We start from the raw sequence: 25934 nt of genomic DNA on the forward strand, positions 1-25934 counted from the left end.
GCCAGTGGCGTTCCGGCGCCTCCCAACGTGAGGAGTAAGCCCATGACCGAGATCGCCCCGGCCCTACGGCACATTGACGTTGATCGCATCGGCCCGGTTTGGATCCGCGACGGCACCAGCGACTACGCGGTCTTCGAGCAGATCTTCCTCACGGAAGAATTCAACATCAGCACCGCCCCGCAATTCGCCTGGATCCGCGCGGCCTATGACCGGCTGATCGCCGCCGGCGAGACCCCGCTCGTCATCGATTGCGGCGCCAATATCGGGCTCAGCACACTCTATTTCGCATTGCATTTGCCGGCAGCGCGGATCGTCGGCATCGAGCCCGCGCGAGACAACGCGCAGCTTGCGCGCAAGAACACGCAGCACAATCCCCTGATCGAGATCGTCGAAGCCGCAGTGCACGACCGGGAAACCGGCCTCGCGTTGGTGGACCCCCATGCCGAAAAATTCGCCTATCGGGTGCGGGAGGCCCAGGCCGGCGCGCAAGGCGCAATCGCCGCCGTCACCATCGACGGCCTCATGCGGCGGTATGGCGCCACGCGCAATCTCATCGTCAAGGTCGACATCGAGGGTGGCGAAGACACCTTGTTCCGCTCGCACACGGGCTGGCTCGATCGAACCGATCTGCTCATTGCGGAGACGCATGACTGGCTGTTCCCGGGGCAGGGCACAAGCCGGACCCTGTTCACAGCCATCGCGGGCCGCAAATTCGAAGTGATCCAGAAAGGTGAGTACATGTCGTTCTTTTTCCAGTGACAGGCGGACGTCTCCGCGCTGACATGTCCGATGACGACGATCAAAAGAGGACTGTGGTCCAATTCGCACCGAACAAGACATGGACTCTCTGCTGCAGCTCGTTCCCAAACCGGACATCGCGTTCGATGGGGACAGTGCTCAGGCTGTTGGCGTCGACCTGGCCGTCGCTGTGATCAATCTTCCGCATCGGACGGACAAGTGGAACGCCATCTCGAAGCGCATGGCCGCGATCGGACTGAACAAACTGATCAAGGTGCCAGCGGTCGAGGGCGCCCGGCTGTCGTTGGAGGCCATTGAACCCCTGTTGGCCCAACCGGCCGCACAGATCGAAGCGGCCCCACAGAGCCATTTCACACTCACGCGGCCCGCGATCGGCTGTTTCCTCTCGCATATCGCCACCTGGCAGTGGATGATCGCCAACAAGTTGCCGCGGCTGCTGGTCTTCGAAGACGATGCCAATCCAGCCGCGAGTTTCGATGCGAACCGATTCCGCAACGTCCTCGGCGCCATCCCGCCCAAGGCCGGTCTCGTTTTTCTCGGCCGCGCCATCATGAATGGCATGGCCGAGAGGCCCCAGGGCTCGGAACTGGCGCGGATCTACTTCTTCAACGGGACGTTCGCCTATCTGATCACGCCCGCCGCCTGCCGCACGCTGATCCCGGCTCTGCTCCCCATGAATGGGCACATCGATCATGAAATCAGTACTGTCCTGATCGAGCGCAGACATGAATTGGAGGCCCACTACACCGAGCCGCCCGTCTTCGAGCCCGACTGGTCGCTCCGCAGCGACTGCTATGTCCCGCTGGAAGGCGTCACGGACGCCAATCGCGCACTTGGCGTAGTCCTGCACGCACAGCGGCAGCTCCTCATCGACGACGGCTGCCCCCTGCTGCCGCCGTTTGACGCGGCGGACGTCGATTGACTGCGACCCGTGCTCGACCAACACGGACACCCGGGCGTTGGAACCTCCGGGAGACCCGGCGTGGTTCACACAGCCCACCCACTGCCCTTTGCGTCGCCCCTCACAACACCGACGACATACCCCCGTCGACATAGATGATCTGGCCGTTGACGTAGTCTGAAGCCGACGACGCCAGGAACACCGCCGTGCCGATCAGCTCGTCGGGCTTGCCCCAGCGGCGCGCCGGCGTGCGGCCCTTGACCCAGGCGTCGAAGCTCGGGTTGTCGATCAGCGCCTGGTTCATGTCGGTGATCATGTAGCCCGGCCCGATCGCATTGGCCTGGATGCCGGCTTCGGCCCATTCCGCCGCCATCGCCCGCGTCAGCATCTTGATGCCGCCCTTGGCGACCGTGTAGGGCGCCACCGTCGCCCGCGCGAGTTCGCTGGTCAGCGAGCCGATATTGATGACCTTGCCATGGCCGCGCGCGATCATCCGCTTGGCCGCCTCGCGGCCGATCATGAAGGCCGAGGTCAGGTTGGTGTCGATCACGCGCTGCCAGTCGGCCGTGGCGAGTTCGACCATCGGCTTGCGGAACTGGATGCCGGCATTGTTGACGAGGATGTCGACCGCGATGCCAGCCGCGTCAAAGGCCGCGAAGGCGCGCAGGATGGCCGCCTCGTCGGTGACGTCGAAGGCCGCCGGCTCGGCCTTGTGTCCGGCGGCGTGGAACTGCGACACGGCCTCGGCCACCCGCAGCGGATCGGTGCCGTTGATCAGGATGCGCGCGCCGGCAACCGCCAGCCCTTCCGCCATGGCGCGGCCGAGCCCGCGCGAGGAGCCGGTGACGAGGGCGGTCTTGCCCGAGAGATCGAAGAGGGGATTGGTCATCTGATCCTCACAGGCTGGAGCGGCGGACGGTCAGGTCCGTGCGCGCGAAGACGGCCGGCAGCAGCTCGACGCCCAGCCCCGGCCCTTCCATCGGCAGGACATAGCCGTTCTCGATCGTCGGCATCGTCGTGACCAGCTCCTTGTACCAGCCGGTGTAGAAGGCGCGCACCGATTCCTGGATCAGCGTGTTGGGCTGGCTGAAGGAGGCGTGGATCGCGGCGATGAAGCCGACCGGGCCGATGCAGTCATGCGGCGCGAAGGGGCGGTGATAGGTGTCGGCCAGCGCCGCGATCTTGCGGCCCTCGGTGAGCCCGCCGGTCCAGCACAGGTCCGCCATCACGATGTGCATCGCGTCGCGGTCGAGCATGTCCTTGTAGGGAAAGCGCGAGCCCAGCGTCTCGCTGGCGCAGACCGAGACGGTGGTCGAGCGGGCGAACTCGGCCAGCGCCTGCGGCGAGTTCATCCGGATCGGGTCCTCATACCAGGTCGGGCTGTACTGCTCGAGCACCCTAGCGATCTTGATCGCGGTGGGCAGGTTCCAGAGCGAGTGCATCTCGACCATGATCTCGATCTTGTCGCCCACCGCCTTGCGGATCTTCTCGAAGGGCTCGCAGGCCCGGCGCATCTGCTCGGGCGTGATGGACATCCCCTGGTTCTCGATCCCCGCCGGATCGAACGGCCAGATCTTCATCGCCGTGATGCCGCTCTCGAGCAGGCTCTCGGCCACGGCGTCGGCCCGGTTCATGAAGCCGTCGAGATCCTCATAGGGGCCTTCGGTCTCGCCGAGATTCCAGGTCGAGACCGGCTTGATGTTATGCGTGCGGACATAATTGTAGCCGGCGCAGGTGTTGTAGATCCGCTGCTTGTCGCGGCACAGGCCGCCGAGCATCTGGTGCACCGGCTGGCCGCAGACCTTGCCGAACACGTCCCAGAGCGCGATGTCGACGGCCGACGTCGCCCGCGATTCCACCCCGGTCGAGGCCTGCGCCATCGGCAGGTTGGTCATCTCGCGATGCAGCGCCTCGATGTGGAGCGGGTTCTTGCCGAGCAGCCGCATCGCGAGCGTGTCATGGAGGTGGGACTCGACTGCCCCCGCGCCATAGAAGGTCTCGCCCAACCCGATGATGCCGGCATCCGTATGGACCCGGACCCACAGCACATTCGCGAACTCCTCCGTCCGCAGCGTCTCGATGGCGGTGATCTTCAAAGCCTGCCTCCCTGGCGGCGGACGCTCTTCCACGGCACGAGCCGCTGAACGTCGTTGATGAGTGCCGGCCCGCCGCAGCCGCTCGACGAGACGGCCACGATGGCACAGCGCGACCATACGGCCGCTTGTAAAATATCACAATATGTTTAGTCTGCCGCCGATCGGAGCCAGGTCAACGAGCTTCGTTGGAGGAACGCAGATGGCGCAACGCGCAGGCCGGCCGACCCTGGTGAGCGCGGACGATGCGCCCCCCGCGCGGCGCAACCGCGTCAACCTGTTCGAACTCGCCTATCAGCGCATCGAGGAGATGCTGGTCCGGTGCGAACTGGCGCCCGGCCGCTTCCTCGCCATGCAGGATCTGCAGGACATGACCGGCTTCGGCAGGACGCCGGTCCACCACGCCGTCAACCGCCTGGCCGCCGACACGCTGATCGTGATCCGCCCGCGCCATGGCCTGCAGATCGCGCCGATCGACCTGGCGCGCGAGCGGGTGCTGCTGCATCTGCGCCGCGACATCGAGCGCTTCGTCATCAGGCTCGCCGCCGAGCGGGCCGGCCCCTCCCACCGCAACCAGATGCTGCACATGGAGCGCCTGCTGCGCGAGCGCCGCGACGGGCTGACCCTGGCCGAGTTCAACACGCTCGACCGGCGCATCGACCAGATGGTGCTGGCCGCAGCGGGCGAACCCTTCCTCGAACACACGCTGCGGCCGCTGCATACGCTCTTCCGCCGCATCGGCTTCATCCATCACACCCATATGGCCGAGCCACCGGGCCTCGCGGGCTCGATCGACCACCATCTCGCCGTGCTGAACGCGATCGCGACCCGCCATGTCGAGCGCGCGGTCGCGGCCTCCGACGCCCTCATCGCCTTCGTCGAGACCATGTTCGACGAGATGGAGGCGCGGCTCGATCCCTCGCTGCTCGACTGCAGCGTCGAACCCCTTCTCGCCCCCTGACGGATTTCAACCGCTCGAACCGGACCAGCCGACCATGCGCATCATCTTCCACGGCGAGAACGCCGCCTCCTTCAGCCAGGGCTTCGAAGAGCTCGTCGGCCCCGACGCCGAGATCCGCATCCTACCCGATGTCCTGGCGAGCCCGGCGGACCGCGAGGCCTATGCCGCGGCACAGGCGATCATCGGGGTGAAGTTCGATGCCGGCCTGCCCATGCCGGCCGGGCTGAAGCTGTTTCATGTCCCCGGCGCCGGCTATGATGCCGTCGATCTCGCGCGGCTGCCGGCGCAGGCTCATCTCTGCAACTGCTTCGGCCACGAGCAGGCGATCTCGGAATATGTGATGAGCGCGCTGCTGGCCCGCGCCATTCCGCTCACCGATGCCGATGCCAGGCTGCGTTGCGGCGACTGGGCTTACTGGGCCGGCTCGCCCGAGCGCGTCCATGGCGAGATCGCGGGCCAGACCATCGGCCTGCTCGGCTTCGGCCATATCGGCAAGGCGATCGCCCGGCGCGCCAAGGCCTTCGAGATGACGGTCCATGTCGCCAACCGCAGCCCGGTCGCGACGTCGGCCCTCGTCGACCGCGCCTTCGGCCTCGACGAACTGGAGGCCTTCTGCGGCTCTGTCGATGCGCTCGTCGTCTCCGTGCCGCTGACGGCCGACACCACCGGCCTCGTCGGCAAGGCGGCTCTGGCGGCGATGAAGCCCGGCGCCGTGATCCTCAATGTCGGCCGCGGACCGACCATCGACGAGGCCGCGCTGTTCGAGGCCCTGCGCGATCGCCGTATCGGCGGAGCCGTCATCGACACATGGTATCGCTACCCAAATGCCGGGGAGCCTAATATTTTGCCATCCAAACTGCCTTTCCATGAGCTTTCAAACGTTTTAATGACACCGCACATGTCGGGCTGGACCAGCGGCACCATCAGCCGCCGGCAGCGAACCATGGCGGACAACATCAAGCGGTGCCTATCCGGCGCCGCGCTCACCAACGTGGTGCGGGAAGGGCGCGCCTGAAGCCAGGAAGGGGATGCAGGCCTGCCGGCCAGCCCTCCGTCGCGGCGTCAGCGACCCAGACCGCCGAGCAAACCGGCCGCACGAAGCCGGAGCAACAACATCTGATCCCAAAGCCCAACGAGGAAACGGCACCATGAATCTGATGAAGCATCTCAAGATCGCCGGCACGCTGCTCGCGCTCGGCGCCGGCCTGCTCGCCGCCGGACAGGCCTCGGCCCAGACGCTGGCCGACATCACCAAGCGCGGCAAGGTCCGCATCGGCGTGCTGATCGGCGCCCCGCCCTACGGCTCCGTCGACTCGACCGGCAACGCCATCGGCTATGACGCCGACGTCGCTGCCCTCGTCGCGAAATATCTCGGCCTGCCGATGGAGGTGGTGCAGCTGACCCCGCCGTCGCGCATCCCGGCGCTCGAGGCCAACAAGGTCGACTTCCTGGTCGCGACGCTGGCCCCGACGCCCGAGCGCGCCAAGGCGGTGATGTTCACCATCCCCTACAGCGCCTTCCAGATGGGCATCTACGCCAAGAAGGGCACGCCGATCAAAACCTGGGCGGACCTGAAGGGCCGCAAGGTCGGCGTCAACCGCGGCTCCAGCGTCGAGCGCGAGTTCGTCAACCGCGAGAAGGAACTCAACCTCACCATCCTGCGCTTCGAGGACGACTCGACCACGATGCAGGCGCTGTTCTCCGGCCAGGTCGACGCCATCGCCGGCCCCGACGCCCAGGCCAATGCTGCCATCAAGGCCCGCGGCGAGACCGAGACCGAGGTCAAGTTCTTCTTCGGCATGCAGCCGAACTCGATGACCGTCCGCAAGGACGCCTACGAGCTGAAGCAGTGGCTCAACAACGTGATCTACTTCATCAAGCAGAACGGCGAGCTGAACGCGATCTCCGAGAAGTGGGTCGGCGGCCCGCTGCCGGCTCTGCCCACCTTCTGATCCCTGCACCGGGCCGGCGCGGATCGCTCCGTGCCGGCCTTTTCATGACCCGCGGGTCGCGCCGCAGTTCGGCGCGCCCCGTGCCCGGCGCAGCCCCTGAATGGGGGAGGAGACCTCCTTGCAGTTCGACCCTGTCCTTGCCGAATCCGACCTGATCATCAGCGGAATCGTGCTGACGCTCTGGCTCTCGGCCGCGGCGATCGTGCTCGGCTGCACGCTCGCGGTGCTGCTGGTGGCACTGCGCACGCTGGCGGGCCGCTGGGCCGGCATCGTCGTCGACGCCTATGTCGAGCTGATGCGCAACACGCCCTTCCTGATCCAGCTCTTCATGATCTTCTTCGGCCTGCCCCTGCTCGGCATCCGCATGTCGGGCGTCGAGGCGGCGCTGCTGACGATGACGCTGAATCTCGGCGCCTATTCGACCGAGATCATCCGGGCGGGCATCGATTCGATCCACAAGTCCCAGCTCGAGGCGGGGCTCTCGCTGGCCCTCTCGCGCCGCCAGGTCTTCCAGTACGTCATGCTGCAGCCGGCCTTCGCGCGGGTCTGGCCGGCGCTGTCGAGCCAGTTCGTGCTGATGATGCTGGCTTCCAGCATCTGCTCCTTCATCTCGGTGCAGGAGCTCTCGGGCGCCGCCGCGCTCGTCGAGCAGCGCACCTTCCGCAGCTTCGAGACCTACATCATCGTCACCGGCGTCTATCTGGTGATGGCGCTCTCGCTGAAGGTCTTCCTGCTCTGGCTCGGCCGCCGGCTCTTCCCGCAGGTTTCGGGCCTCGCCCGGCTCGATGCCAAGGCGGAGGCGGCCTGATGCAGACCTTCGGTTGGCCAGAGGCCATGTTCATCTTCCGGGCGGCGGGCTGGACCCTGCTGCTCACCGTGATCGCCTTCGCCATCGGCGGCGTCATGGGTGGGGCGCTGGCGATCATGCGCCTGTCGCGGGTCGCGCTGATCCGCAACTTCGCCTCCGTCTACATCTTGGTGATCCAGTCCATCCCCGTGCTCATGGTCCTGTTCATGAGCTATTACGGGCTCTCGATCATCGGCCTCGAGCTGCCGCCCTTCCTGGCAGCCTCGGCCTCGCTCGCCGTCTACGTCTCGGCCTATCTCGCCGAGATCTGGCGCGGCTCGATCCAGTCCGTGCCGTTCCAGCAATGGGAGGCCTCGGCCTCGCTCGCCCATTCGCCGGCGCAGACCTATCGCTATGTCATCCTGCCGCAGGCGGTGCGCATCTCGCTGCCGCCGACGGTCGGGTTCCTCGTTCAATTGGTCAAGAACACCTCGATCGTCTCGGTCGTCGGCTTCGTCGAGCTCTCCCGCGCAGGGCAGCTCGTCAACAACGCGACCTTCCAGGCGTTCCAGGTCTTCTCGCTGGTGGCGGTGATCTATTTCGCGATCTGTTTCCCGCTGTCCCGGCTCAGCCGCCATCTCGAAAAGGTGATGAATGCCAGCCGTTCTCATTGACGACGTCTACAAGCGCTTCGGCGACCTCGAGGTCCTGAAGGGCGTCTCTCTCAACGTCGAGAGCGGCCAGGTCGTCGCGCTCATCGGCCGCTCGGGCTCCGGCAAGAGCACGCTGCTGCGCTGCATCAACGGGCTCGAGGCGATCAATGCCGGCCGCATCGAGGTGGCCGGCCATGTCGTCGACCAGGATCCGAAGAAGCTGCGCGAGCTGCGCAAGGACGTCGGCATCGTCTTCCAGAGCTACAACCTCTTCCCGCATCTGACGGTCGGGCAGAACATCATGCTCTCGCCGCGCATCACCCAGAACGTGCCGCAGGACAAGGCCGAGACGCTCGCCCGCGAGGTGCTGGCGCAGGTCGGCCTCTCCGAGAAGTTCGACAGCTACCCCGACAACCTCTCCGGCGGCCAGCAGCAGCGCGTCGCGATTGCCCGCTCGCTGGCGATGCGGCCCAAGGTCATGCTCTTCGACGAGGTGACCTCGGCGCTCGACCCCGAGCTGACCGGCGAGGTGCTGCTGGTCATGGAGAAGCTGGCGAAGGACGGCATGACGATGCTGCTCGTGACCCACGAGATGAGCTTCGCCCGCAATGTCGCGAGCACGACCGTATTCATGCACCAGGGCAAGATCTGGGAGAGCGGCCCCTCGCAGGAGCTCTTCGCCAACCCGCAGACGCCGGAGCTGCGCAACTTCGTCAGCGCCGGCTCGAAGTGAGACGCTGCGGCGCTCCCTGACAGGGGGCGCCGCCAGCGGGCCCTTGTCAGGCCGCCAGTGGCAGGGCGCCCTCGCGGGTGATGCCGGCCTGATCGAGCGCCTGCTTGAGGCGCGCGATCTCGGCCTCCGGCAGCTTCATCAGCGGCGGCCGCACCACCGCCCTGTCGAGCCGGCCGAGCAGCACGAGTGCCTCCTTCATGCGGTTGTGCATGTCGAGGAAGGGCGGCGCGTAGAAGGCCTGCGACAGCGGCACGATGCGGTCGTTGACCGCCTGCGCCGCCTTCAGCTCGCCCGCCTGGACCGCCCGCCAGAGCGCCACCTGCAGATCGGCGATGACGCTGCCCGAGCCCGAGAGCAGCCCGTTGCAGCCCAGCGTCAGCGAGGCCATCAGCCAGGAGGAATGGGTGGTGAGCACGTTCACCGGACGGGCGAGAGCCTGGAAGGTCCGGATATGCTTCTCGTGCAGCATCGGATCGTTCGACCAGTCCTTGATCGCCGCGATCGTCGGCACCGCCTCGAACAGGGCCAGCAGCGTCTCGAACGGATAACCCAGCCCGCCGCCCATCGGATACTGGAAGGCGATGATCGGCAGATCCGTGGAGTCGGCGATGCGCCGGTAATGCGCGATCGCCATTTCCGGCCGTAGCTGCCCGCCCATCGCCATGCTGTTGGGCGGGAAGACCAGCAGCGCCGAGGCGCCCTCGCGCGCCGCCATCGCCGCCAGCCGCGCCGCCTCGATCGAGCCGTCGGCATAGATGCCGTTGATCAGCGGCACCCGGTCGCCGACTTCGGCCAGGGAGGCCGCCAGGATCTGCTGCTGCTCGTCGAAGGAGCAGGCATGGACCTCGGAGGCATGGCCGTTGACGGTGACCGCGCTGACCCCGTCGACCAGCGCGCAGTCGCGCAGATGGCGGCGCGTCTGGCGCTCGTCGATGCTCATGTCGTCATGGAGTGCGAGCAGCGTCGCCGGGATCACGCCGGCGGGCCGGAAGTCCTTGAAGCGAGGCATGTCCGTCTCCTGTTGTCGGCGGGTCAGTCGTTCCAGATGCCGCCGGTGACGCTGATCGTTTCGCCGGTGATGTAGTCTGCCTCGTCCGAGGCCAGGAAGGCCACCGTCTCGGCGATGTCGGAAGGCAGGCCGGCGCGGCGCAGCGGAATCGTCTTGGCCCGGTCCTTGGCCGTCGGCAGCCCCTCGGCCGCACGCTGGATCTCGGATTCATCGCGCATCCTGGTCTCGACGATCAGACCGGGAGCGATCGCGTTCACCCGGATGCCGTACTCGCCGATCTCGAGCGCCAGCGACTGCGTCAGCGACACCACCGCGAATTTCGAGGCGCAATAGGCGCCATAGGCCGCCACGCCGGACTTGCCCATCCAGGAGGCGATGTTGACGATCGTGCCGCTGCGGCGCTCGACCATGCCCGGCGCGATCTGGCGGGTGACGTGGAACAGCCCGTCGACATTGATGCCGAAGGTCGCCTTCCACTCCGCTTCGCTGGTCTCGAGCAGCTTGCCGACCTTGCAGATGCCGGCATTGTTGACGAGGATGTCGATGGGGCCGAGCGCCGCCTTCAGCGCGCCGATGCCGGCTGCGACATCCTCCCGCGACGAGACGTCCCCCGCCGCGACCACGACCCGGCCGCCCTCGGCGCAGAGCGCGTCGGCCGTGGCCTGCGCCGCCGCGCGATCGAGGTCGAAGAGGCCGACCTCGCAGCCTTCCGCCACGAGCCGCGCCGCGATCGCCCGGCCGATGCCGTGCGCTCCCCCGGTGACGATCGCCTTGCGGCCGTTCAATCCATACATTTGTCAGCCTTGCGTCTTGGGTCAGCGTTCGATTTTGGGTTTGCGGTCGCCCTGCGCGGTCCAGCCGCCATCGACGACCATGACGGAGCCGGTGCAGAAGGAGGCATCATTGCTGGCGAGCCAGAGCATGGCCTGCGCGATCTCGATCGGCTGGCCGAGGCGCTCCATCGCCTGGCGTTCCTCGAGGCCGCGACGCAGCACCGCGCCGTCGGGGCCGCTCAGGATCTTGGTGAAATAGGGCGATTCGATCGTGCCCGGCGCGACCGCGTTGATGCGGATGCCGGCCGCGACATGGTCGATCGCCATCGCCCGCGTCAGCGCCGCCACCGCCCCCTTGGAGGCGACATAGGCGGCGCGGTCGTGGATGCCGATATTCGCCGCGGCCGAGGCCGTGTTCACGATCGCGCCGCCGCCCTGCTTCTCCATCACGGGAATGGCATGCTTGCAGCCGAGGAAGACGCCGTTGACGTTCACCGCCATCAGCGCGTTCCAGTCGGCCTCCGAGGTCGACACCACGGTGCCGGCGATGCCGTAGCCGGCATTGTTGACGAGGATGTCGAGCCGGCCGTGATCGGCGACGACCTTCGCGATCATCGCGGCCACCTCGGCCTCCCGGCTGACATCGACGGTGTGGGCGCTCGCCTGGCCGCCCTGCCCCACGATCTCAGCCGCGACGCGCTGCGCCGCCGCCCCATCGCGGTCGGCGACGATCACACGCGCGCCTTCGCGGGCGAACAGCTTGCAGGCCTCATGGCCGATGCCGGAGCCGCCCCCGGTGATGATCGCGATCTTGCCGTCGAGCTTCATGGCCTTGGCCTCCCTTCGAGGACCCCGTGACGATCCCGGCGCTCTGCGCTCACATCATCACCACGGGAGAAAAATGCTGATCGACCGCCGCCAGAATGGCCTGCGCGACGATCCAGGACGATTTCGGATTGGTCGGAGACGGCTGGTTCGCGATCTCGAGCGACATGGTCCCGAACTCGCTGCTCACCCTGACCAGATGCGTGTTTCCGGTGGCGGCGGGATCGCAGACGACGTCGACGCCGGTCGCCTCGAAACCCGGCCCCGCCAGCGCCAGCGCCGCCGCGACGTTGAGGTTCTGCGGGTAACGCGCCGCCGCCTCGCGCGCCGTGCCCGAAAACAGCGTCACGGGCCGGGACAGTGCGGCCGGGTCATGGCCGAGCGCACGCAGTTCGCTGCTCCAGGCGGCCGGCGGCTTGCGCGATTCATAGCGCAGGTCGAGTTGGCTGGCGTGGCGCACGGCCCGGACATAGTCGAGCCCGCCGAGCGCGCCCGACGCCAGCAGGAGCCGCCCGCCGCCCCGGCGCGCCGTCGCGACGAGATCGGCGTAGAGGGCTTCGTCATGCAGCGCGCCGATCGACGAGATCAGCACCGGCAGGCCGAGCGCCAGGCAGCCCGGAACGCTCTCGCGCACCGCGCCATGGCCGGCGGCCTCGATCACCAGATCGGGGGCGAAGGCCGCGACCGCGTCGGGGCCGCTCAGGATCGGGACGTCCTCCGGAACCCGCCCGGCCGACGACGAACCCGGCCGCAGCAGCACGGCCAGCGCATAGCCGGGATCACGCGCCGCGAGCAGCACGGCGGCGATGTCGGCGGCGATGGCGCCATAGCCGATCAGGACGACGCGGCGCGCGCTCATCCCAGCTCTCCGATCCACTCCGCGACCTGGGCGGTAAAGGCGTCGGGCCGCGAGACCGGAAAGAAATGCCCGCCCGAGTCGAGCAGGATCTTGCGGGCGCCGGGCAGGGCCGCGGCCAGATCCTCCTGCAGGAAGGCGGGCACGATCATGTCGTCGCGCGCGCCCAGAACCAGCGTCGGCAGGGTCAGCGCGGCGATGTCGGCGGAGCCGTCGAAGGAGAGCAGCGCGTCGATGCGCTCGCGCACGACCTGGCGCGCGTCCGCCGAGACGGGCGCGGCCGCGATGGCCGCCTCATAGATGCTCCAATGCGCCTCCAGCCAGGCCGGCGGATAGGAGATCAGTACGGCGGTGGCCGCATAGGCCTGCGGGTTCTCGGCGAGAATGGCCCGCCGCGCTCCAAACAGCGCACTCATGTAGTGGCTCGGCTTCAGCCAGGTGGCGCTGAGGATCAACCCGTCCAGCCGCTCCGGCGCGATCCGCGCGAGCGCCTGGCCGATGCAGCCGCCGGTGGAATGGCCGAGCAGCACGGCCCGCTCGACGCCGGCCGCGTCGAGCACGCTCAGGCAGTCGCGCGCGAGCTGGTCGATCGTGCAGGGCGCGCTGCCGCGGCTGCTGGCGCCGATGCCGCGCTGGTCGAAGCGGATGACGCGGGAGGAGCGCGCGAGCGTCGCCGTGTTGCCCTTCCAGAAGCCCGCCGTGCCGCCGAGTCCGCTGACGAGCAGCAAGGCCGGCCCCGCGCCCTCGGAAAAGGCGTGCAGCACCGCCCCGTCCGGGGTCGTCACGGAAAAGGCGCCGGGCGTGCCGGTCGGAATCGCGGCGCTCATTGCAGGGGCGAATAGGCGACGGGCGTCAGGATGCGCGTATCCTGGATGTCGATCAGCCCGTCGACGCGCTTGAGATAATCCTGCCAGCGCGGATCGGCCAGCATCGTCTTGCGCTTGGCGGCGCGCTCGTCGAGGCTGTTGTAGCTCCACAGCGCCACGACATGGTTGAGCTCGCCGATCTCCGTGGTGAAGTAAGCGATGAAGGTGCCCAGATGCTCCTTCTGCAGCGGCAACCCGTATTCGCCATAGAGCTTCACGAACTCGGCCAGCTTCCCGGCCTTGATGCGATAGTCGCGCTCTTCGTAGATCATCGTTCGTCTCGCTCTTGCTATGCTCTGGAGGGCGCTGCCCCCCTCCTCCGAGGTCCCGCCTGCGGGTTGCGGGCGCGGGCTTCGCGGCTGCTAGCCATACATGACCTTCGGCATCCAGGTCGCCAGGGCGGGGAAGAACAGCAGCAGCAGCAGCACGACGATCTGGCAGATGATGAAGGGGATCACGCCCCAGTACATGTCCTGCAGCCGCATCGTCGGCGGCGCGATCGCCTTCAGGTAGAAGATCGAGGGCGCCATCGGCGGGGTCAGATAGGCCGTCTGCAGCATCACCAGCATCACCACCGAGAACCACAGCGGATCGAGCCCGAAGCTCTTCACCAGCGGGATCGCGATCGGCACGACGATCAGGATGATCGAGATCGAGTCGACGATGAAGCCGAGGATGAAGACGACGAACAGGATCGCCGCGACGACCGACCAGGGCGAGAGGCCGAGCGCGTCGAGAATGCCCTTGGTCGCCGCCATGCCGCCGGAGGCGAAGAACACGCCCGAGAACATGCCGCCCGCCAGGATGATGGCGAGGATCATCGCCGTCAGCCCGACGGTCTGCAGCGAGGCCTGGAAGAGCAGGCGCCAGGTCATGCGCCGGTAGACGATCGCCAGCAGCAGAACGCCGAGCGAGCCGCAGGCCGCGGCCTCGGTCGGCGTCGCCATGCCCGTGAACAGCGTGCCCAGCACCGTGAAGATGAGGAAGCCCGGCGGCACCAGCGCCACCAGCGTGAACCTGATCTTCTCGCCCAGGCTGCGCGGATCGGGGTCCTTCTCCGGCGGCGCCAGGGATGGCTTCAGCCCGCAGGCGATCACGATGTAGAGGATGAACAGGGCCGACATCGTCAGGCCGGGGATCAGGATGCCGGCCAGCAGGTCGCCGATCGGCAGGGTCGCGATCGGCGCGAGAACGACGACGGGAACCGAGGGCGGGATGATCGTGCCGAGCGATCCACCACCGCAGATCGTGCCGGCGATCAGCTTGTTGTCGTAATGGCGCTTCACCATGGCGGGAATCGCGAGCATGCCGACCAGCGTCTCGGTCGCACCGACGACGCCGCTCGCGGCGGCGAAGATCGTGCACATCAGCAGCGCCGCGATGGCGAGCCCGCCGGGCAGGCGCCGTGTCCACATGTAGAGCGCGTCGAAGAGGCGTTCCGCGATGCCGGCCCGCTCCAGGATCGAGCCCATGAAGATGAAGAGCGGGATCGCGCCCAGCACATAATTGGTCGAGAGATCGTCGATGCGCTGCGCGAACTGGTGCACGAGCGTGCCGCCGAAGCGCATCAGGCCGAAGCCGAGCGCCGCGATCATCATCGACAGGGCGACGGGGAAGCCGAGGAAGATCAGCCCCAGCAGGGCCGGGAACATCCACAGGACGGTCTGGGCGGTCATCGGGCCGGGCTCTCCGTCGCACGGCCGAAGACGACCAGCAGGTTTTCGATCGCCTTGGCGAAGCATTGCAGGCTGAAGAGCGCAAAGCCGATCACATAGATGACGCGATACGGCCAGATCGGCGGGTTCCAGGCCGAAAGCCCCGTGCCCTCGCCCGTGCGGTAGACGCTGGCGACGTTTCCGACGAGCGCGTTGGTCAGCCAGGCCAGCATGCCGGCCATGATCAGGTAGCCGACCGCATCGATCGTCGCGACCGCGCGACGGGGCAAAAGCTGGTGGATGAAATCGACGTTCACATGCTGGTCCGTCAGCACGGCATAGGACAGGCCGAGCAGGAAGATCGTCCCCATCATCATGTAGCTGAGCTCGAAGGCCCATTGCGTCGGCGCGGCGAAGGCGTAGCGGCTGACGACCTCGAACACCATGGCGAGAACGAGCGGGACGACGACGACAGCGCCCACGCGCCCCGACCAGAGCGAGAGCAGGTTGATGAAGCGAACGATGGGCATGACGACCTCGCACCGGGAGGCCCGCGGCGGCGACCATCAAGGCCGCCGCCGTGGGCGAGGGATCAGCGCGAGCCGATGGCGAAGCGGAATTCGCTCAGCGGCTTGACGCTGGCCATGAAGGCCTTCTGGCTGTCATAGGCCTTCTTGAACCAGGCGTTCGAGGCCGCCTGCTTGTCGGCCCACTCGCCCGAGGCCTTGACCACGGCAGCGGTCAGGCTCGGATCGACCTGGATCACCTCGATGTTGCTGGCCTTGATCTGCTTGTAGGCGTCGAGGTCGCTCTTGGCGTAGCCGAGATAGGTGTCGAGCACCGTCAGGCGGCCGGCGAGTTCGAGCAGCGCCTTGTCCTTGTCGCCGATCTTCGCCCAGGTCGCGTTGTTGAAGATGCAGTCATGCGCGCCCGACGGCGCATGCAGGCCCGGCATGATGATGTACTTGGCGACCTTGTGGAACCCTTCCGACAGGTTGCTGCCCGGGCCGCCCCACTCGATGGCGTCGACCACCTTGCGCTCCAGCGCGCTGAAGACCTCGGAACCCGGCAGCACGACCGTCGAGGCGCCCAGCATCGGCGCAATCTCGGCCCAGGAGGACGAGGTCCGCAGCTTCAGCCCCTTCATGTCGGCGACGGTGCGGATCGGCTTGTGCGAATGCATGAAGAACTCGGTCTCCAGCACGCCGCAGGGGAAGGCGACGACGTCGAACTTCTCCTTGCGCCACTGCTTCCACAGATCGGCGCCGCCGCCGTTGTAGAGCCACATCATCATCTCTTCGGGGTTGGGCCCCGCCGACCAGCCGGAGAAGATCGCGCCCGTGCGATCGACCGCCCAGTCATAGCCCGGCCAGCTGTGGCCCATGTCGGCGACGCCCTTCTGGACGGTCTCCGTGACCTTCAGCGCCGGGCCGAGCGCGCCGGCCGGGAAGACGTTGATCTTGATCCGCCCCTCGGTCATGCGCTCGACGTTCTCGGCGTATTTCTTCGCGCCGATGTCGAGCCAGTGCCCGCCCGCCCAGGGCGTCGCCATGTTGAGTTCCATCTTGTTCTGCGCCAGCGCGCCCTGCGCGCCGAGCACAAGGCCCGCCACGGTGGCGAGCGCGGCGGCGACAGTCTTGAATCCGGTCATGGTTTCGGCCTTTCCCTCTGTTGTGATGGTCTTCGATGTTCCGCAGGCCATTTGGCCTGCCGTGCCGATCAGCCTTGGTGGCTCGTTCCGGCACGAGGTCGCGGTCTTCGCCATGGGTGGGCTCTCATGCGCCACGCCCCATCTTCGGCCGCCTCCTCCGCCGGCCTGACATCACCGCCCCCTGTCCATATCGGCAAAGGGACGGACCAACTCATATATTGCCGTGCACAAACATGTTCCGGCCCTGACCCCGGCCGAGGCAAGGATCGCGCCAACAAACCCGCAACGACCCCTCATAAGAGGGATGATCGCCAGCTTCATCGAAACAGCAGCCCGGTACCAGCGGCCCGCTGCATCAAACCGTCATATATCAGCATGGCGTTGGACACCCCGCAAGATTGATCGGGATCAACCGTGGGCAGGCCACGTCACCACCCCGGCAAAACAGCGCCGGATCGCCACGGGCGGGTGCATCGCCGGGTTGCCAATCGGGCTCGCCGCCGCCAAACAGGGCGCTGTCAGGGGGCGGGGTCGGCATGGATATCGAGCAGAAGCGTCTGGCCGCGTTGCGGCATCTTCTTGAGCAGGCCCATGAGAAGCTGGGGCTGAAACTCGGCTTCCGGCTCTGGGACGGCAGCCGGGTCCCGGCGGGCTGGCCCGAGGACGGCCTCGCCATCGCCATCCGCGATTCCGGCGCCGTCGCCGCCCTGATGCGCAAGCCGAAGCTCGACACGCTCCTGAACCTGCATATCAGCGACCGCATCGCCCTGCTCAACGGCTCGATCTTCGATCTCGCGACGGCGCGGCCCGAGGGCAAGATCGGGCGTCTCGCCCGCACCATCCCGAAGGCGGCGATCTTCGACGTGTTCCGCCGCTTCATCCTGGCGCCCGGCGCGGCGCCCAGCGCCGTCGAGCACCGCAAGGGCGACGAGATCGCCCGCGACGGCGCGCCGGCGACCAACAAGGCGAACGTCGCCTATCACTACGACGTCTCGAATGCCTTCTACCGGCTCTTCCTCGACGAGGAGATGGTCTATACCTGCGCCTACTTCACCGAGGACCATGGCGACATCGCCCGCGCCCAGCGCGACAAGCTCGACATGATCTGCCGCAAGCTGCGCCTGAAGCCGGGCGACCGCCTGCTGGACATCGGCTGCGGCTGGGGCGCGCTGGTCTGCCACGCCGCCCAGCATTACGGCGTCGAGGCCCATGGCGTGACGCTGGCGGAGGAACAGTTCAAGCTCGCCCAGGAGAAGGTCGAGCGGCTCGGGCTGACCGGCCGCGTCACCCTGCATCTGCGCGACTACACCCAGATGGAGGGCCAGTTCGACAAGATCTCGTCGATCGGCATGTTCGAGCAGGTCGGCATCCGCAACCACCCGGACTATTTCCGCGCAGTGAACCGGCTGCTGCGCCCGCGCGGCCTCTATCTGCACCACACCATCTCGCGCCGCGCCAAGAAGACCGACAAGGCCTTCAACAAGATGCCGGCCGAGTACCGCGCGCTGGTGCGCTACATCTTCCCCGGCGGCGAGCTCGACCATCTGGGCATGTCGATCACCAACCTCGAGCGCCACGGCTTCGAGGTCCACGACGTCGAGGGATGGCGCGAGCACTACCAGCGCACCACGCGGCTCTGGTGGGAACGGCTCGAGGCCAACCGGGCGCAGGCCGAGGCCGAGATCGGCCCGGAGCGGACGCGGATGTGGCTGTTGTATCTGGCCGGATGCTCGCTCGCCTTCGAACGCGGCGGCGCGCTGGTCAACCAGACGCTGGCCTCGAAGCGCCGCAAGGGCGCCTCGGGCCTGCCGCTGACGCGGGCGGATCTCTATCGCTAGAGACCTCGCGGGCGTCAGGCTCGGGCTTGCCCCGAGCATCGCCTGATCGCAATTCTCGGGTCCGCGCTTCGCTTCGCCCGAGAATGACGTCCAGCTTATGCCTTCACGAAGGCGTCGAGCTTCCCGTAATGCTCGGCGAGCAGGTAATAGAAGGTCAGCCGCGACTTCGTCTTGTCGGCCTTCATGTGCTCGCAGATCGCCTTGATCGAGGCATCGAGGTCGGCGGACTTCAGGCCGAGCTTCTTCTTCAGGAAATTCTCGCGGACGCGCTCCAGCTCGGCGGCGTCTGAACAGGCGACATAGCGCGTGTCAGGCTTGCTCATCACGAGCGCATAGGACTTCGCCATGCCGGCGAAGGCCGCCTCATTGAGCGGCTTCTTGGCGAATTTCTTGACGTCGGCCAGATGATCCATCGTTAGCCCCTCTTGCTCCGAGCGGCGCCGCGCCCGGTTGTTGCTGTCGCGCGTCCAAACGTTAACGCGCTTTGAGACGGCTTGCGATAGCCGCAGGCCCGCCGCGAAGAATTTTTGACGCAACGGCAGGGCCCACCGTGATGCGGAAAACGGATGCCGCCCGCGCGATCGCGGCGCTTGAGCCCGCGCCCGGAGAATGCTGCGATGCAGCATCGACCGGAGACGACACGACGATGAAGCCGACCATCCTGATGGCCCCGAAGATGCCGGCCGCCCTGATCGCGAGGCTGGAGCAGGACTACCTCGTGCTCGGCCCGATGGAGCGGCCCGTACCGGAGGCCCTGCCGCAGCGTGCGCAGGCCGCCCGCGTGCTGCTGACGGTCGGCGGCTGGCGCACCGATGCAGCCCTGATCGACGCGCTCCCGCAACTCGGGCTGATCGCCTGCTACGGCACCGGCATCGAGGGGATCGACCAGGCCCATGCCAGGGCGCGTGGCATCCTGCTCAGCAACGCGGCCGACGCCAATGCCGATGCCGTGGCGGAATTCGCGATCGGCCTGATGCTGGCCAGCGTCCGCCAGATCGGCAAGGGCGACCGCTTCATCCGCGCCGGACGCTGGCAGGGCAACGCCATCGAGCGGATGCCGGTCGTGCCCGGGCTGCGCGGCCGCCGGCTCGGCATCTACGGGCTCGGCGCCATCGGTGGCCGCATCGCCACGGTCGCCGCCGCGCTCGGCATGGAGATCGCCTACCACAACCGCACGCGGCGCGAGGACCTGCCCTATCGCTACGAGGACAGCCTCATCGGGCTGGCGGAATGGTCCGACGTGCTGATGGTCGCGGTGCGCGCCAGCGCGGAGAACCGCCATGCGGTCGATGCGGCGGTTCTGCAGGCGCTCGGGCCGCAGGGCCATCTCGTCAACATCTCGCGCGGCATCGCCGTCGACGAGGAAGCGCTCTGCAACGCGCTGGAGCAGGGCGTGATCGCGGGGGCCGGGCTCGACGTCTTCGAGGCGGAGCCCAACGTGCCGGACCGGCTCAAGGCCCTCGACAATGCGGTGCTCACGCCGCACATCGCCGCGATGGCCGACAGCGCCCAGGCGGCCCAGCAGGCGCTGTTGCTGCGCAATCTGGACGCGTTCTTCGCGGGCGAGCCCCTGCCCTCGGGCGTGCCGCTCTAGCGTTGCGACGAGATGTTGAAGCGATCCAGCAGCTCGATGGCTTTTCTATATTGCTTATCCCAAATGGCGCGTTCTTTATAATTTAGCACAATCGAAAATTTCATTTTTTTGTAATCTGAGTACAGCGTGCATTTATTTGAAGTATCTTCGTCATCATGCGTCGCCCTGCAGAATACAACGTACTCATAAGGATTTTCTTTGATAAAATATCTCGGAGAGGCATAGTATGGTTTGTATGAATTGTTGGCCTGACGCCTGCTGTTGAGCATTCCTTGCGGCCCAAAGCCTTGCCCGCAAAGGTAAGGGTTGGCCTGCGGCGGAGAGCCAGGCTCGGGCCGAAGCGCCTCGGGAACGTCGAAGACCCATAGGCCCGAGACGGGGTCGGTCGTCAGCGTGCAATGGCCGGCAGCAGCCTGCTCGCGCCACCGCGGAAGAAACGTCAAATGCTGCTGCGGTGCCAGCCAGTTGCCCACCTCAATGGAAATCTCTTGTTCGCCAGCCGCTCTGCGCCGTTGGGCCTCGGCGCGGTCTTCGCAGTCGGGCGTCACGGCGCCTTGCGTGCAATCGCGCCAGGACCTCATTAAAACGCCGCGGGTGGGATCGAAACTGTGGCTCCAGACAGAGAACATCACCTGTTCGCCCTGGCCAGCGCGATAGGCCCGTCCCCGTGGGATCGCCATGTAGTAGGCGCCCGGCGCCTCGAATACGAGCGTTCCGCCGCCTTCCCGGCGCAGGGTCGCGCGCACCGGCTTCATACTGTCGATGCCGACCCATCCCACCGAGCGCGGATCCTGCGTCGTGCCGGTGATCGCGCCCAACATCCGCCCGAACATGAGGTCCGAGCAGGCGTAGAGCCCGAATCCGACCAGCGCAGCCGTCACCACGACCTTGCCAATCCTTGCCGCTCCACCACCGGGCGCACCGGACGTGTTGGTCAAGCCGCCACCGACCGGTGCCGGAGGCTCGGCCGATGCGGGCGTTTCTGGGCTGCCCGTTGTGTTCATGCCGAGGACGCCCTCTCGGCCCAAACCCTCCGCTGGGCCACTTCCGCCCAGTCTCGCGCCCTGCGATTGACGAGCCCTTGCAGCAAAGGCGTCGTTTTCAGCGCATCGGGGTTGAGGAGATGCGATCGATCTCGCTGGATCATTCGAACTCCTCAGCCTCTCGTCTTGACACGACGTCTTGCCGCGAACCGGTATCTGCTTCGATTGAAAACGCCCTGATGGCGCGCCGTCAGGGCAGCACGACGACCGGCGTGCCCATGCGGACGCGGTCGTAGAGATCGGCGACATCGTGGTTGTGCATGCGGAAGCAGCCATAGGAGGCCGCGGTGCCGACCGTGCCCGGCATGTTGGTGCCGTGGATCGCGTACTCGCCACCCGGGCCCAGCCCGATCACGCGGGCGCCCATCGGATTGCGCGGCGAGCCGCCGGGAATGACGTCGGGCAGGCGCGGATTGTCGCGCCTCACCGAGGCCGGCGGCGACCAGGCCGGATCGACCTGCATTTCCTCGACATATTTCACGCCCCGCCACTGCTTGCCGGCCTTGCCGACGGCAACGGTGTAGCGGATCGCCTCGCCCGGGGCGGTCACCAGATAGAGCCGGCGCTCGCTGGTGCGGATCACGATGGTGCCCGGGCGATAGCGCGGGTCGGGCGACTGCACCACCTCGCGCGCCGCGCCCTCGCTGGCAGCGGCCGCCCAGAGCGGCAGGGCGAGCCCCGCAGCCAGAACAATCTCCATCGCAGCGCGCCTTGGGGCCATGGCCTCTCTCCCTCCGGAACAGTCCGGGCGGAAGCTGGGGTGTCACCCCTGAATCGGCGGTTGAACGATATGGTGAAGGCTGGATTCAGGATGAATCGCCGCTGAATCGGCCCCGCCTCAGGCGGCCGGCGTCAACCGATGCTGCTGCGGCAGCAGGAAGGGCAGGCCGGGAGCCGGAGCCCGGCTGAGCGAGAGGTCGACCTTGAAGACCTGGCGCAGCAGGGCATCGTCGAGCGTCTTCGCCGGGGCGCCCTGCGCGATGATCTGCCCCTGGTCCATCACCACGAGGTGATCGGCATAGGTCACTGCAAGGTTGAGATCGTGCAACACGATCAGCACCGCGACGCCGAGTCCGGCAATGGCGCGGGCCATGTCGAGCAAGGCGAGCTGATGGCAGAGGTCGAGGCTGGCGATCGGCTCGTCGAGGAACAGCGCCTGCCGGCTGGCGACACTGCGCCCGGCCTCGATCTGGCAGAGCACCCGCGCGAACTGGACGCGCTGCTGCTCGCCGCCGGAGAGCGTCTGATAGGCCCGCCCGGCGAGCTCCAGCACGCCTGCGGCCGCGAGGCTCTCGCCGACCAGCGCGTCGCGCCGCAGCCGCGTCATCGCCCGGCCGATGCCGTCGACGCCGAGGCTCGCGACCTCATAGACGGAGAAGGGGAAAACCAGCCGCGCATGCTGCGCCATCACCGCCCGCTGGCAGGCCAGCCGCCAGGCCGGAATGGCCGCGAGCGCTTCGCCGTCGAGGCGGATCTCGCCGCCCGAGGGCTTGGCCTCGCCGGTCATCAGCTTGAGCAGGGTCGACTTTCCGGCGCCGTTGGGCCCGATCAGGATCGTCGTCGTCCCGGGCGCCAGTTCCAGCGAGGCCTCGCGCACGAGGTCGCGTCCGCCGGCCCGGAAGCTCAGGCTGCGGGCATCGATAAAGGTCTCTCGGGCGGGGGTCTCAGACATCGAGCGGCCCCGAGCGGCGCAGCAGCAGCCACAGGAAGAACGGCGCGCCGATTGCCGCCGTGACGATGCCGATCGGCAATTCGGCAGGAGCGACGACCAGGCGCGCGACGATGTCGGCCCCGACGAGCAGGATCGCGCCGCCCAGCGCCGAGAGCGGCAGCAGCAGCCGATGATCCGGCCCGATGGCGAGTCGGATCAGATGCGGCACGACGATCCCGACGAAGCCGATCAGCCCGGCGGCGGCGACGCTCGCCCCGACCGCCAGCGCGACCAGCAGGATCGCCAGCGCCTTGATCCGCTGGACAGGGATGCCGAGATGATAGGCCTCCGCCTCGCCCAGCATGAGCCCGTTCAGCCCCCGCGCCAGCAGCGGCATGGCGAGCAGCAGCGGGATGATGATCGGCGCGATGGCGGAGAGCTTGGTCCAGCTCGCCCCGCCGAGACTGCCCATCGACCAGAAGGTCAGGTCGCGCAGCTGGCGGTCGTCCGAGATGAAGGCGAGCAGGCCCGTCATCGCCCCGGCCAGGGCGCCCAGCGCGACGCCCGCGAGCAGCATGGTCGCGACCGAGGTGCGCCCCTGCCGCGTCGCGATGAGATAGAGCGCCAATGTCGAGATCAGCCCGCCGCAGAAGGCCCCGAAGGGCAGCACGGCGAAGGGCAGCTTCATCAGCGTCCCCGTCAGAAAACGGTCGCCGAGCACGATCGTCGCCGCCGCGGCCAGCCCCGCCCCGGCGGAGACTCCGACGAGTCCGGGATCGGCCAGCGGATTGCGAAACAGCCCCTGCATCAGCGCGCCCGACACCGCCAGACCGGCCCCCACCAGCAGGCCGAGCAGCACGCGCGGCACACGGATGTTCATGACCACCAGCACGTCGCGTCCGTCCAGCAGCGCAGCGTCGCCGGTGAACCTGGCCCAGAGAATCTCGGCCACCCGCGCGGGCGGGATGGCGATGGCGCCCTGGCCGATCGCGACGAGCGCCAGCAGGGCGCAGCCCAGCGTCAGCGCCCCCCGGCGAGCAGAGCCAGCCGCCGCCGGCCCGCGATCAGCGTCGCAAGGCCGGCGGGCAGGTTCGCCGTCGTGCGCGCGGCGAGCGTCATGGTGCGCTGGCGGTCTTCAGCGGCGGCACCGCGGCGTCCGGATAGATCGCCGCCATCAGGTCGCGCGCGGCCATCGGCGTGCGCGGGCCGAAGCCCAGGAGATAGAGCCCGTCCATGGTGACGAGACGCTTCTGCCGCGCGGCGGGCGTCTCGGCGAAGGCCGGCATCGCGAAAAGCTCAGCGGGCGTCGTCGCGTGATTGACGTTGTGGCTCATCATCAGGATGACGTCCGGCGCACCGGCCATGATCGCCTCGTCGGTCATCGTCTTGTAGCCCTCGATGCCATCCGCGACATTGACCGCACCGGCATGGCGGATGATCGCGTCGGCGGAGCTGTTGCGCCCGCCGACCATCACGCGCCCGTTCTGCAGCGACAGCACGAAGAGAACGCGCCGCGGCCTGGCGATGCTGCCGCGCAGGGTGGCGAGCTCCGCAAAGCGCGCCTTCGTCTGGGCCGCGAGCCGCGCGGCCGGCTCGGCCGCTCCCAGCGCCCGGCCGATCGCCTCGATCTTGGCGCTGACGCCCGCCTCGCTCGTCTCGTCGGCGACGCGCACGATGCCGACGCCGGATTCGTTCAGCAGGGAGACGGCGCCCGGCGGGCCGGCGCCGTCGACGAGCATCACCATCGACGGCTTCAGCGAGAGCACGCCCTCGGCCGACAGGGCGCGCACATAGCCCACATTGGCCTTGTCGCGCAGCGCGTCGGGCGGGAACTGGCTGGTCGAATCGACCCCGACGATGCGGTCCTGCAATCCGAGCGCGTAGATCACCTCGGTGACAACCCCGCCCACCGACACGATGCGCGGCTGCGCCTGGCCGTGAGCGGGCCCGATCAAGCCGCCCGGCAGCAACGGGCTGAGGGCCACCAGGGCGGTGAGGCCGAGGGCCGCGGCGAGTTCGCGCCGGCCGGGCATCCGGCGTCGCTCTCGACAGAGGATATCGCGCATTCGCATGAGGAGGTCTCCCACCGGCAGCGCGCCTGATCGCCCGGCACAAGCCGAAGACAGGCGCTGTTGCCAACAGCCATCGAATTGACCAAGTAATTGCCAGTTTTTAATTATTCAAAACTGAACTTAAACTCGGCGTTGTTGACGTTGATATTCAGGTTTACTAGAAGCGGTCAAGGGCGCGACGAGAGGCGCGACATCGTGCAGGATGTCGCGCCGCAGAGGCCTTTCGCTGCGCCGATGCAACGGCCCGGCGGTACCGGAACCCGAGAACAGGACCATCCCGATGTTCATCGCCATGAACCGCTTCAAGGTCGCCAAGGGCCAGGAGGCCGCGTTCGAAACCGTCTGGGCGACCCGCAAGACCCGCCTCGACGAGATGCAGGGCTTCATGGCCTTCCACCTGCTCAAGGGCCCGGAGCGCGACGACCACACGCTCTACTCCTCGCACACGACCTGGGCCTCGAAGGCGGACTTCACCGCCTGGACCAAGTCGGAGCAGTTCCGCGAGTCCCACCGCAACGCCGGCGAGAAGCGCGAGCAGCCGCTCTTCCTGGGCCATCCGGAGTTCGAGGGCTTCGAGACCGTCCTCAGCGAGACCAACCCCCGCCGCCCGCTCCAGGCGGCCGAGTGAAGGCGCTCTCATGTCGGACAGTCTGACGATCGAAACCGGCCCCGCGGGCGAGGAGCCTCTCGCCCGGGCACGGCGGATGCTCGCGGAGAAGCCCGATTCCATGGTCGAGTCGGTGGCCAAGGAAACCGGCCTGTCGACGCGGGCCGTGCTCGAGCTGATGCCCGCCGAGGGCCGTGTCCTGATCGCGCCCGAGCGCTTCGAGGCGCTGTGGCAGGAGCTCGCGACCTGGGGAACAGTGATGTTCCTCGTCCACACCCCCGACATCGTGCTCGAATGCGAGGGCGCGCTGCCGGTCGGCTCCTTCGGCCATGGCTATTACAACATCCATGGCGACAGCCCGATCGGCGGGCACATCAAGGCGTCCAACTGCGCCGCGATCTATGTCGTCGACCGCCAGCTCACCAGCCGCCGCGTCTGCTCGGTGCAGTTCTTCAACGGCGACGGCGAGGTGATGTTCAAGGTGTTCGTCCGGCGGGACGCCCAGCGCGCCTTGCTGCCCGACCAGCTCGACCGCTTCGAGGCGCTGAAGACGAAATTCGTCTGACCGCCATCCGATGGCCCTATTCCTGGCGTCTGTGCCCGCCTCCCGGGCGCAGGCCCCTTTTTGGTTTGAGATGGCGAATCTTCACCGCGC

The 25934-nt window shown here is 67.5% G+C and carries 29 protein-coding genes; 12 read left to right on the plus strand and 17 right to left on the minus strand.

Annotated features, from left to right (window positions below; all coding sequences use genetic code 11):
• The first annotated feature begins 42 nt into the window (after positions 1–42).
• Positions 43–759: an FkbM family methyltransferase gene (locus BSY19_RS25315; RefSeq protein WP_069056581.1), complete on the plus strand. Its 717-nt coding sequence runs from the start codon at positions 43–45 to the stop codon at positions 757–759.
• Between the two features lie 79 nt (positions 760–838).
• Complete coding sequence (locus BSY19_RS25320) at positions 839–1681, plus strand: glycosyltransferase family 25 protein (RefSeq protein ID WP_069056582.1); 843 nt, start codon at positions 839–841, stop codon at positions 1679–1681.
• Between the two features lie 100 nt (positions 1682–1781).
• On the opposite strand, the gene BSY19_RS25325 is transcribed toward BSY19_RS25320, so the two are convergent.
• Together BSY19_RS25325 and BSY19_RS25330 are read right to left on the minus strand one after the other, a co-directional pair.
• Positions 1782–2549: an SDR family oxidoreductase gene (locus BSY19_RS25325; RefSeq protein ID WP_069056583.1), complete on the minus strand. Its 768-nt coding sequence runs from the start codon at positions 2547–2549 to the stop codon at positions 1782–1784.
• Positions 2550–2556: 7 nt separating this feature from the next.
• The gene (locus tag BSY19_RS25330; RefSeq protein WP_069056584.1) at positions 2557–3756 is read right to left on the minus strand and encodes a mandelate racemase/muconate lactonizing enzyme family protein; all 1200 of its coding nucleotides are present in this window, start codon (positions 3754–3756) and stop codon (positions 2557–2559) included.
• 199 nt (positions 3757–3955) lie between these two features.
• Here BSY19_RS25330 and BSY19_RS25335 point away from each other — a divergent pair, with 199 nt between their 5' ends.
• The 6 genes from BSY19_RS25335 (at position 3956) to BSY19_RS25360 (ending at position 8839) form a co-directional block, all read left to right on the plus strand.
• Positions 3956–4714: a GntR family transcriptional regulator gene (locus tag BSY19_RS25335; RefSeq protein ID WP_069056585.1), complete on the plus strand. Its 759-nt coding sequence runs from the start codon at positions 3956–3958 to the stop codon at positions 4712–4714.
• 34 nt (positions 4715–4748) lie between these two features.
• Positions 4749–5729, plus strand: coding sequence for a 2-hydroxyacid dehydrogenase (locus BSY19_RS25340; protein ID WP_069056586.1), 981 nt, complete (start codon positions 4749–4751; stop codon positions 5727–5729).
• 133 nt (positions 5730–5862) lie between these two features.
• Entirely contained in the window at positions 5863–6666 is an 804-nt protein-coding gene (locus BSY19_RS25345; RefSeq protein ID WP_069056587.1) for a transporter substrate-binding domain-containing protein, read from the plus strand.
• 100 nt (positions 6667–6766) lie between these two features.
• Positions 6767–7474: an amino acid ABC transporter permease gene (locus tag BSY19_RS25350; protein WP_069056588.1), complete on the plus strand. Its 708-nt coding sequence runs from the start codon at positions 6767–6769 to the stop codon at positions 7472–7474.
• Complete coding sequence (locus BSY19_RS25355; RefSeq protein WP_069056589.1) at positions 7474–8127, plus strand: amino acid ABC transporter permease; 654 nt, start codon at positions 7474–7476, stop codon at positions 8125–8127. Before BSY19_RS25350 ends, BSY19_RS25355 begins: the two co-directional genes overlap by 1 nt.
• Positions 8108–8839 (plus strand): amino acid ABC transporter ATP-binding protein, encoded by a 732-nt coding sequence (locus BSY19_RS25360; RefSeq protein ID WP_069056590.1) that lies wholly within the window; start codon positions 8108–8110, stop codon positions 8837–8839. The genes BSY19_RS25355 and BSY19_RS25360 overlap by 20 nt, the downstream gene beginning before the upstream one ends.
• A 46-nt stretch (positions 8840–8885) precedes the next feature.
• Here BSY19_RS25360 and BSY19_RS25365 read toward each other — a convergent pair whose 3' ends face one another.
• The 9 genes from BSY19_RS25365 to dctP form a co-directional block, all read right to left on the minus strand.
• The gene (locus BSY19_RS25365; protein ID WP_069056591.1) at positions 8886–9848 is read right to left on the minus strand and encodes a dihydrodipicolinate synthase family protein; all 963 of its coding nucleotides are present in this window, start codon (positions 9846–9848) and stop codon (positions 8886–8888) included.
• A 23-nt stretch (positions 9849–9871) separates the two neighbouring features.
• Entirely contained in the window at positions 9872–10642 is a 771-nt protein-coding gene (locus BSY19_RS25370) for an SDR family NAD(P)-dependent oxidoreductase (protein ID WP_069056592.1), read from the minus strand.
• A gap of 21 nt (positions 10643–10663) precedes the next feature.
• Positions 10664–11449, minus strand: a complete 786-nt coding sequence (locus BSY19_RS25375; protein ID WP_069056593.1) for an SDR family oxidoreductase — start codon at positions 11447–11449, stop codon at positions 10664–10666.
• A 49-nt stretch (positions 11450–11498) separates the two neighbouring features.
• Positions 11499–12305: an aspartate dehydrogenase gene (locus BSY19_RS25380; RefSeq protein ID WP_069056594.1), complete on the minus strand. Its 807-nt coding sequence runs from the start codon at positions 12303–12305 to the stop codon at positions 11499–11501.
• Positions 12302–13129 carry an alpha/beta fold hydrolase gene (locus tag BSY19_RS25385; RefSeq protein WP_069056595.1) on the minus strand — a complete coding sequence of 276 codons (828 nt, stop codon included), beginning with the start codon at positions 13127–13129 and terminating at the stop codon, positions 12302–12304. The genes BSY19_RS25380 and BSY19_RS25385 overlap by 4 nt, the downstream gene beginning before the upstream one ends.
• Positions 13126–13440 (minus strand): NIPSNAP family protein, encoded by a 315-nt coding sequence (locus BSY19_RS25390; protein WP_069056596.1) that lies wholly within the window; start codon positions 13438–13440, stop codon positions 13126–13128. The genes BSY19_RS25385 and BSY19_RS25390 overlap by 4 nt, the downstream gene beginning before the upstream one ends.
• A gap of 90 nt (positions 13441–13530) precedes the next feature.
• The gene (locus BSY19_RS25395; RefSeq protein WP_069056597.1) at positions 13531–14844 is read right to left on the minus strand and encodes a TRAP transporter large permease; all 1314 of its coding nucleotides are present in this window, start codon (positions 14842–14844) and stop codon (positions 13531–13533) included.
• A complete protein-coding gene (locus BSY19_RS25400) occupies positions 14841–15353 on the minus strand; it encodes a TRAP transporter small permease subunit (RefSeq protein ID WP_069056598.1) in 513 nt (170 codons plus the stop codon). Before BSY19_RS25400 ends, BSY19_RS25395 begins: the two co-directional genes overlap by 4 nt.
• A 62-nt stretch (positions 15354–15415) precedes the next feature.
• Positions 15416–16474 carry a TRAP transporter substrate-binding protein DctP gene (dctP, locus tag BSY19_RS25405; protein WP_069056599.1) on the minus strand — a complete coding sequence of 353 codons (1059 nt, stop codon included), beginning with the start codon at positions 16472–16474 and terminating at the stop codon, positions 15416–15418.
• A gap of 536 nt (positions 16475–17010) precedes the next feature.
• Between dctP and BSY19_RS25410 the strand changes: the two genes are divergently transcribed.
• Entirely contained in the window at positions 17011–18312 is a 1302-nt protein-coding gene (locus BSY19_RS25410; protein ID WP_069056600.1) for an SAM-dependent methyltransferase, read from the plus strand.
• Positions 18313–18407: 95 nt separating this feature from the next.
• Here the strand turns inward: BSY19_RS25410 and BSY19_RS25415 are convergent, their stop codons facing one another.
• The gene (locus BSY19_RS25415) at positions 18408–18725 is read right to left on the minus strand and encodes a DUF2853 family protein (RefSeq protein WP_069056601.1); all 318 of its coding nucleotides are present in this window, start codon (positions 18723–18725) and stop codon (positions 18408–18410) included.
• 233 nt (positions 18726–18958) lie between these two features.
• Between BSY19_RS25415 and BSY19_RS25420 the strand changes: the two genes are divergently transcribed.
• Positions 18959–19906 (plus strand): NAD(P)-dependent oxidoreductase, encoded by a 948-nt coding sequence (locus BSY19_RS25420; protein ID WP_069057388.1) that lies wholly within the window; start codon positions 18959–18961, stop codon positions 19904–19906.
• Here the strand turns inward: BSY19_RS25420 and BSY19_RS25425 are convergent.
• The 5 genes from BSY19_RS25425 to BSY19_RS25445 all read right to left on the minus strand — a co-directional run bounded on the left by BSY19_RS25425 (position 19903) and on the right by BSY19_RS25445 (position 24672).
• A complete protein-coding gene (locus tag BSY19_RS25425) occupies positions 19903–20910 on the minus strand; it encodes a hypothetical protein (RefSeq protein ID WP_150129732.1) in 1008 nt (335 codons plus the stop codon). The two genes, BSY19_RS25420 and BSY19_RS25425, sit on opposite strands and share 4 nt — an antisense overlap.
• Positions 20911–21139: 229 nt before the next feature.
• Positions 21140–21670 carry a L,D-transpeptidase gene (locus tag BSY19_RS25430; RefSeq protein WP_236840450.1) on the minus strand — a complete coding sequence of 177 codons (531 nt, stop codon included), beginning with the start codon at positions 21668–21670 and terminating at the stop codon, positions 21140–21142.
• Between the two features lie 117 nt (positions 21671–21787).
• Positions 21788–22621, minus strand: coding sequence for a heme ABC transporter ATP-binding protein (locus BSY19_RS25435; protein ID WP_069056604.1), 834 nt, complete (start codon positions 22619–22621; stop codon positions 21788–21790).
• Positions 22614–23552 (minus strand): FecCD family ABC transporter permease, encoded by a 939-nt coding sequence (locus BSY19_RS25440; RefSeq protein WP_442856677.1) that lies wholly within the window; start codon positions 23550–23552, stop codon positions 22614–22616. The genes BSY19_RS25435 and BSY19_RS25440 overlap by 8 nt, the downstream gene beginning before the upstream one ends.
• Before the next feature lie 163 nt (positions 23553–23715).
• On the minus strand, positions 23716–24672 hold the full coding sequence (locus BSY19_RS25445; protein WP_150129733.1) for a heme/hemin ABC transporter substrate-binding protein: 957 nt from the start codon (positions 24670–24672) through the stop codon (positions 23716–23718).
• A gap of 280 nt (positions 24673–24952) precedes the next feature.
• On the opposite strand from BSY19_RS25445, the gene hmuQ reads away from it, so the two are divergent.
• Positions 24953–25300: a heme-degrading protein HmuQ gene (hmuQ, locus tag BSY19_RS25450; RefSeq protein ID WP_069056607.1), complete on the plus strand. Its 348-nt coding sequence runs from the start codon at positions 24953–24955 to the stop codon at positions 25298–25300.
• 10 nt (positions 25301–25310) lie between these two features.
• Entirely contained in the window at positions 25311–25844 is a 534-nt protein-coding gene (gene hutX, locus BSY19_RS25455; protein WP_069056608.1) for a heme utilization cystosolic carrier protein HutX, read from the plus strand.
• Positions 25845–25934: the final 90 nt, after the last annotated feature.

The organism is Bosea sp. RAC05 (assembly GCF_001713455.1).
Taxonomy (GTDB): domain Bacteria; phylum Pseudomonadota; class Alphaproteobacteria; order Rhizobiales; family Beijerinckiaceae; genus Allobosea.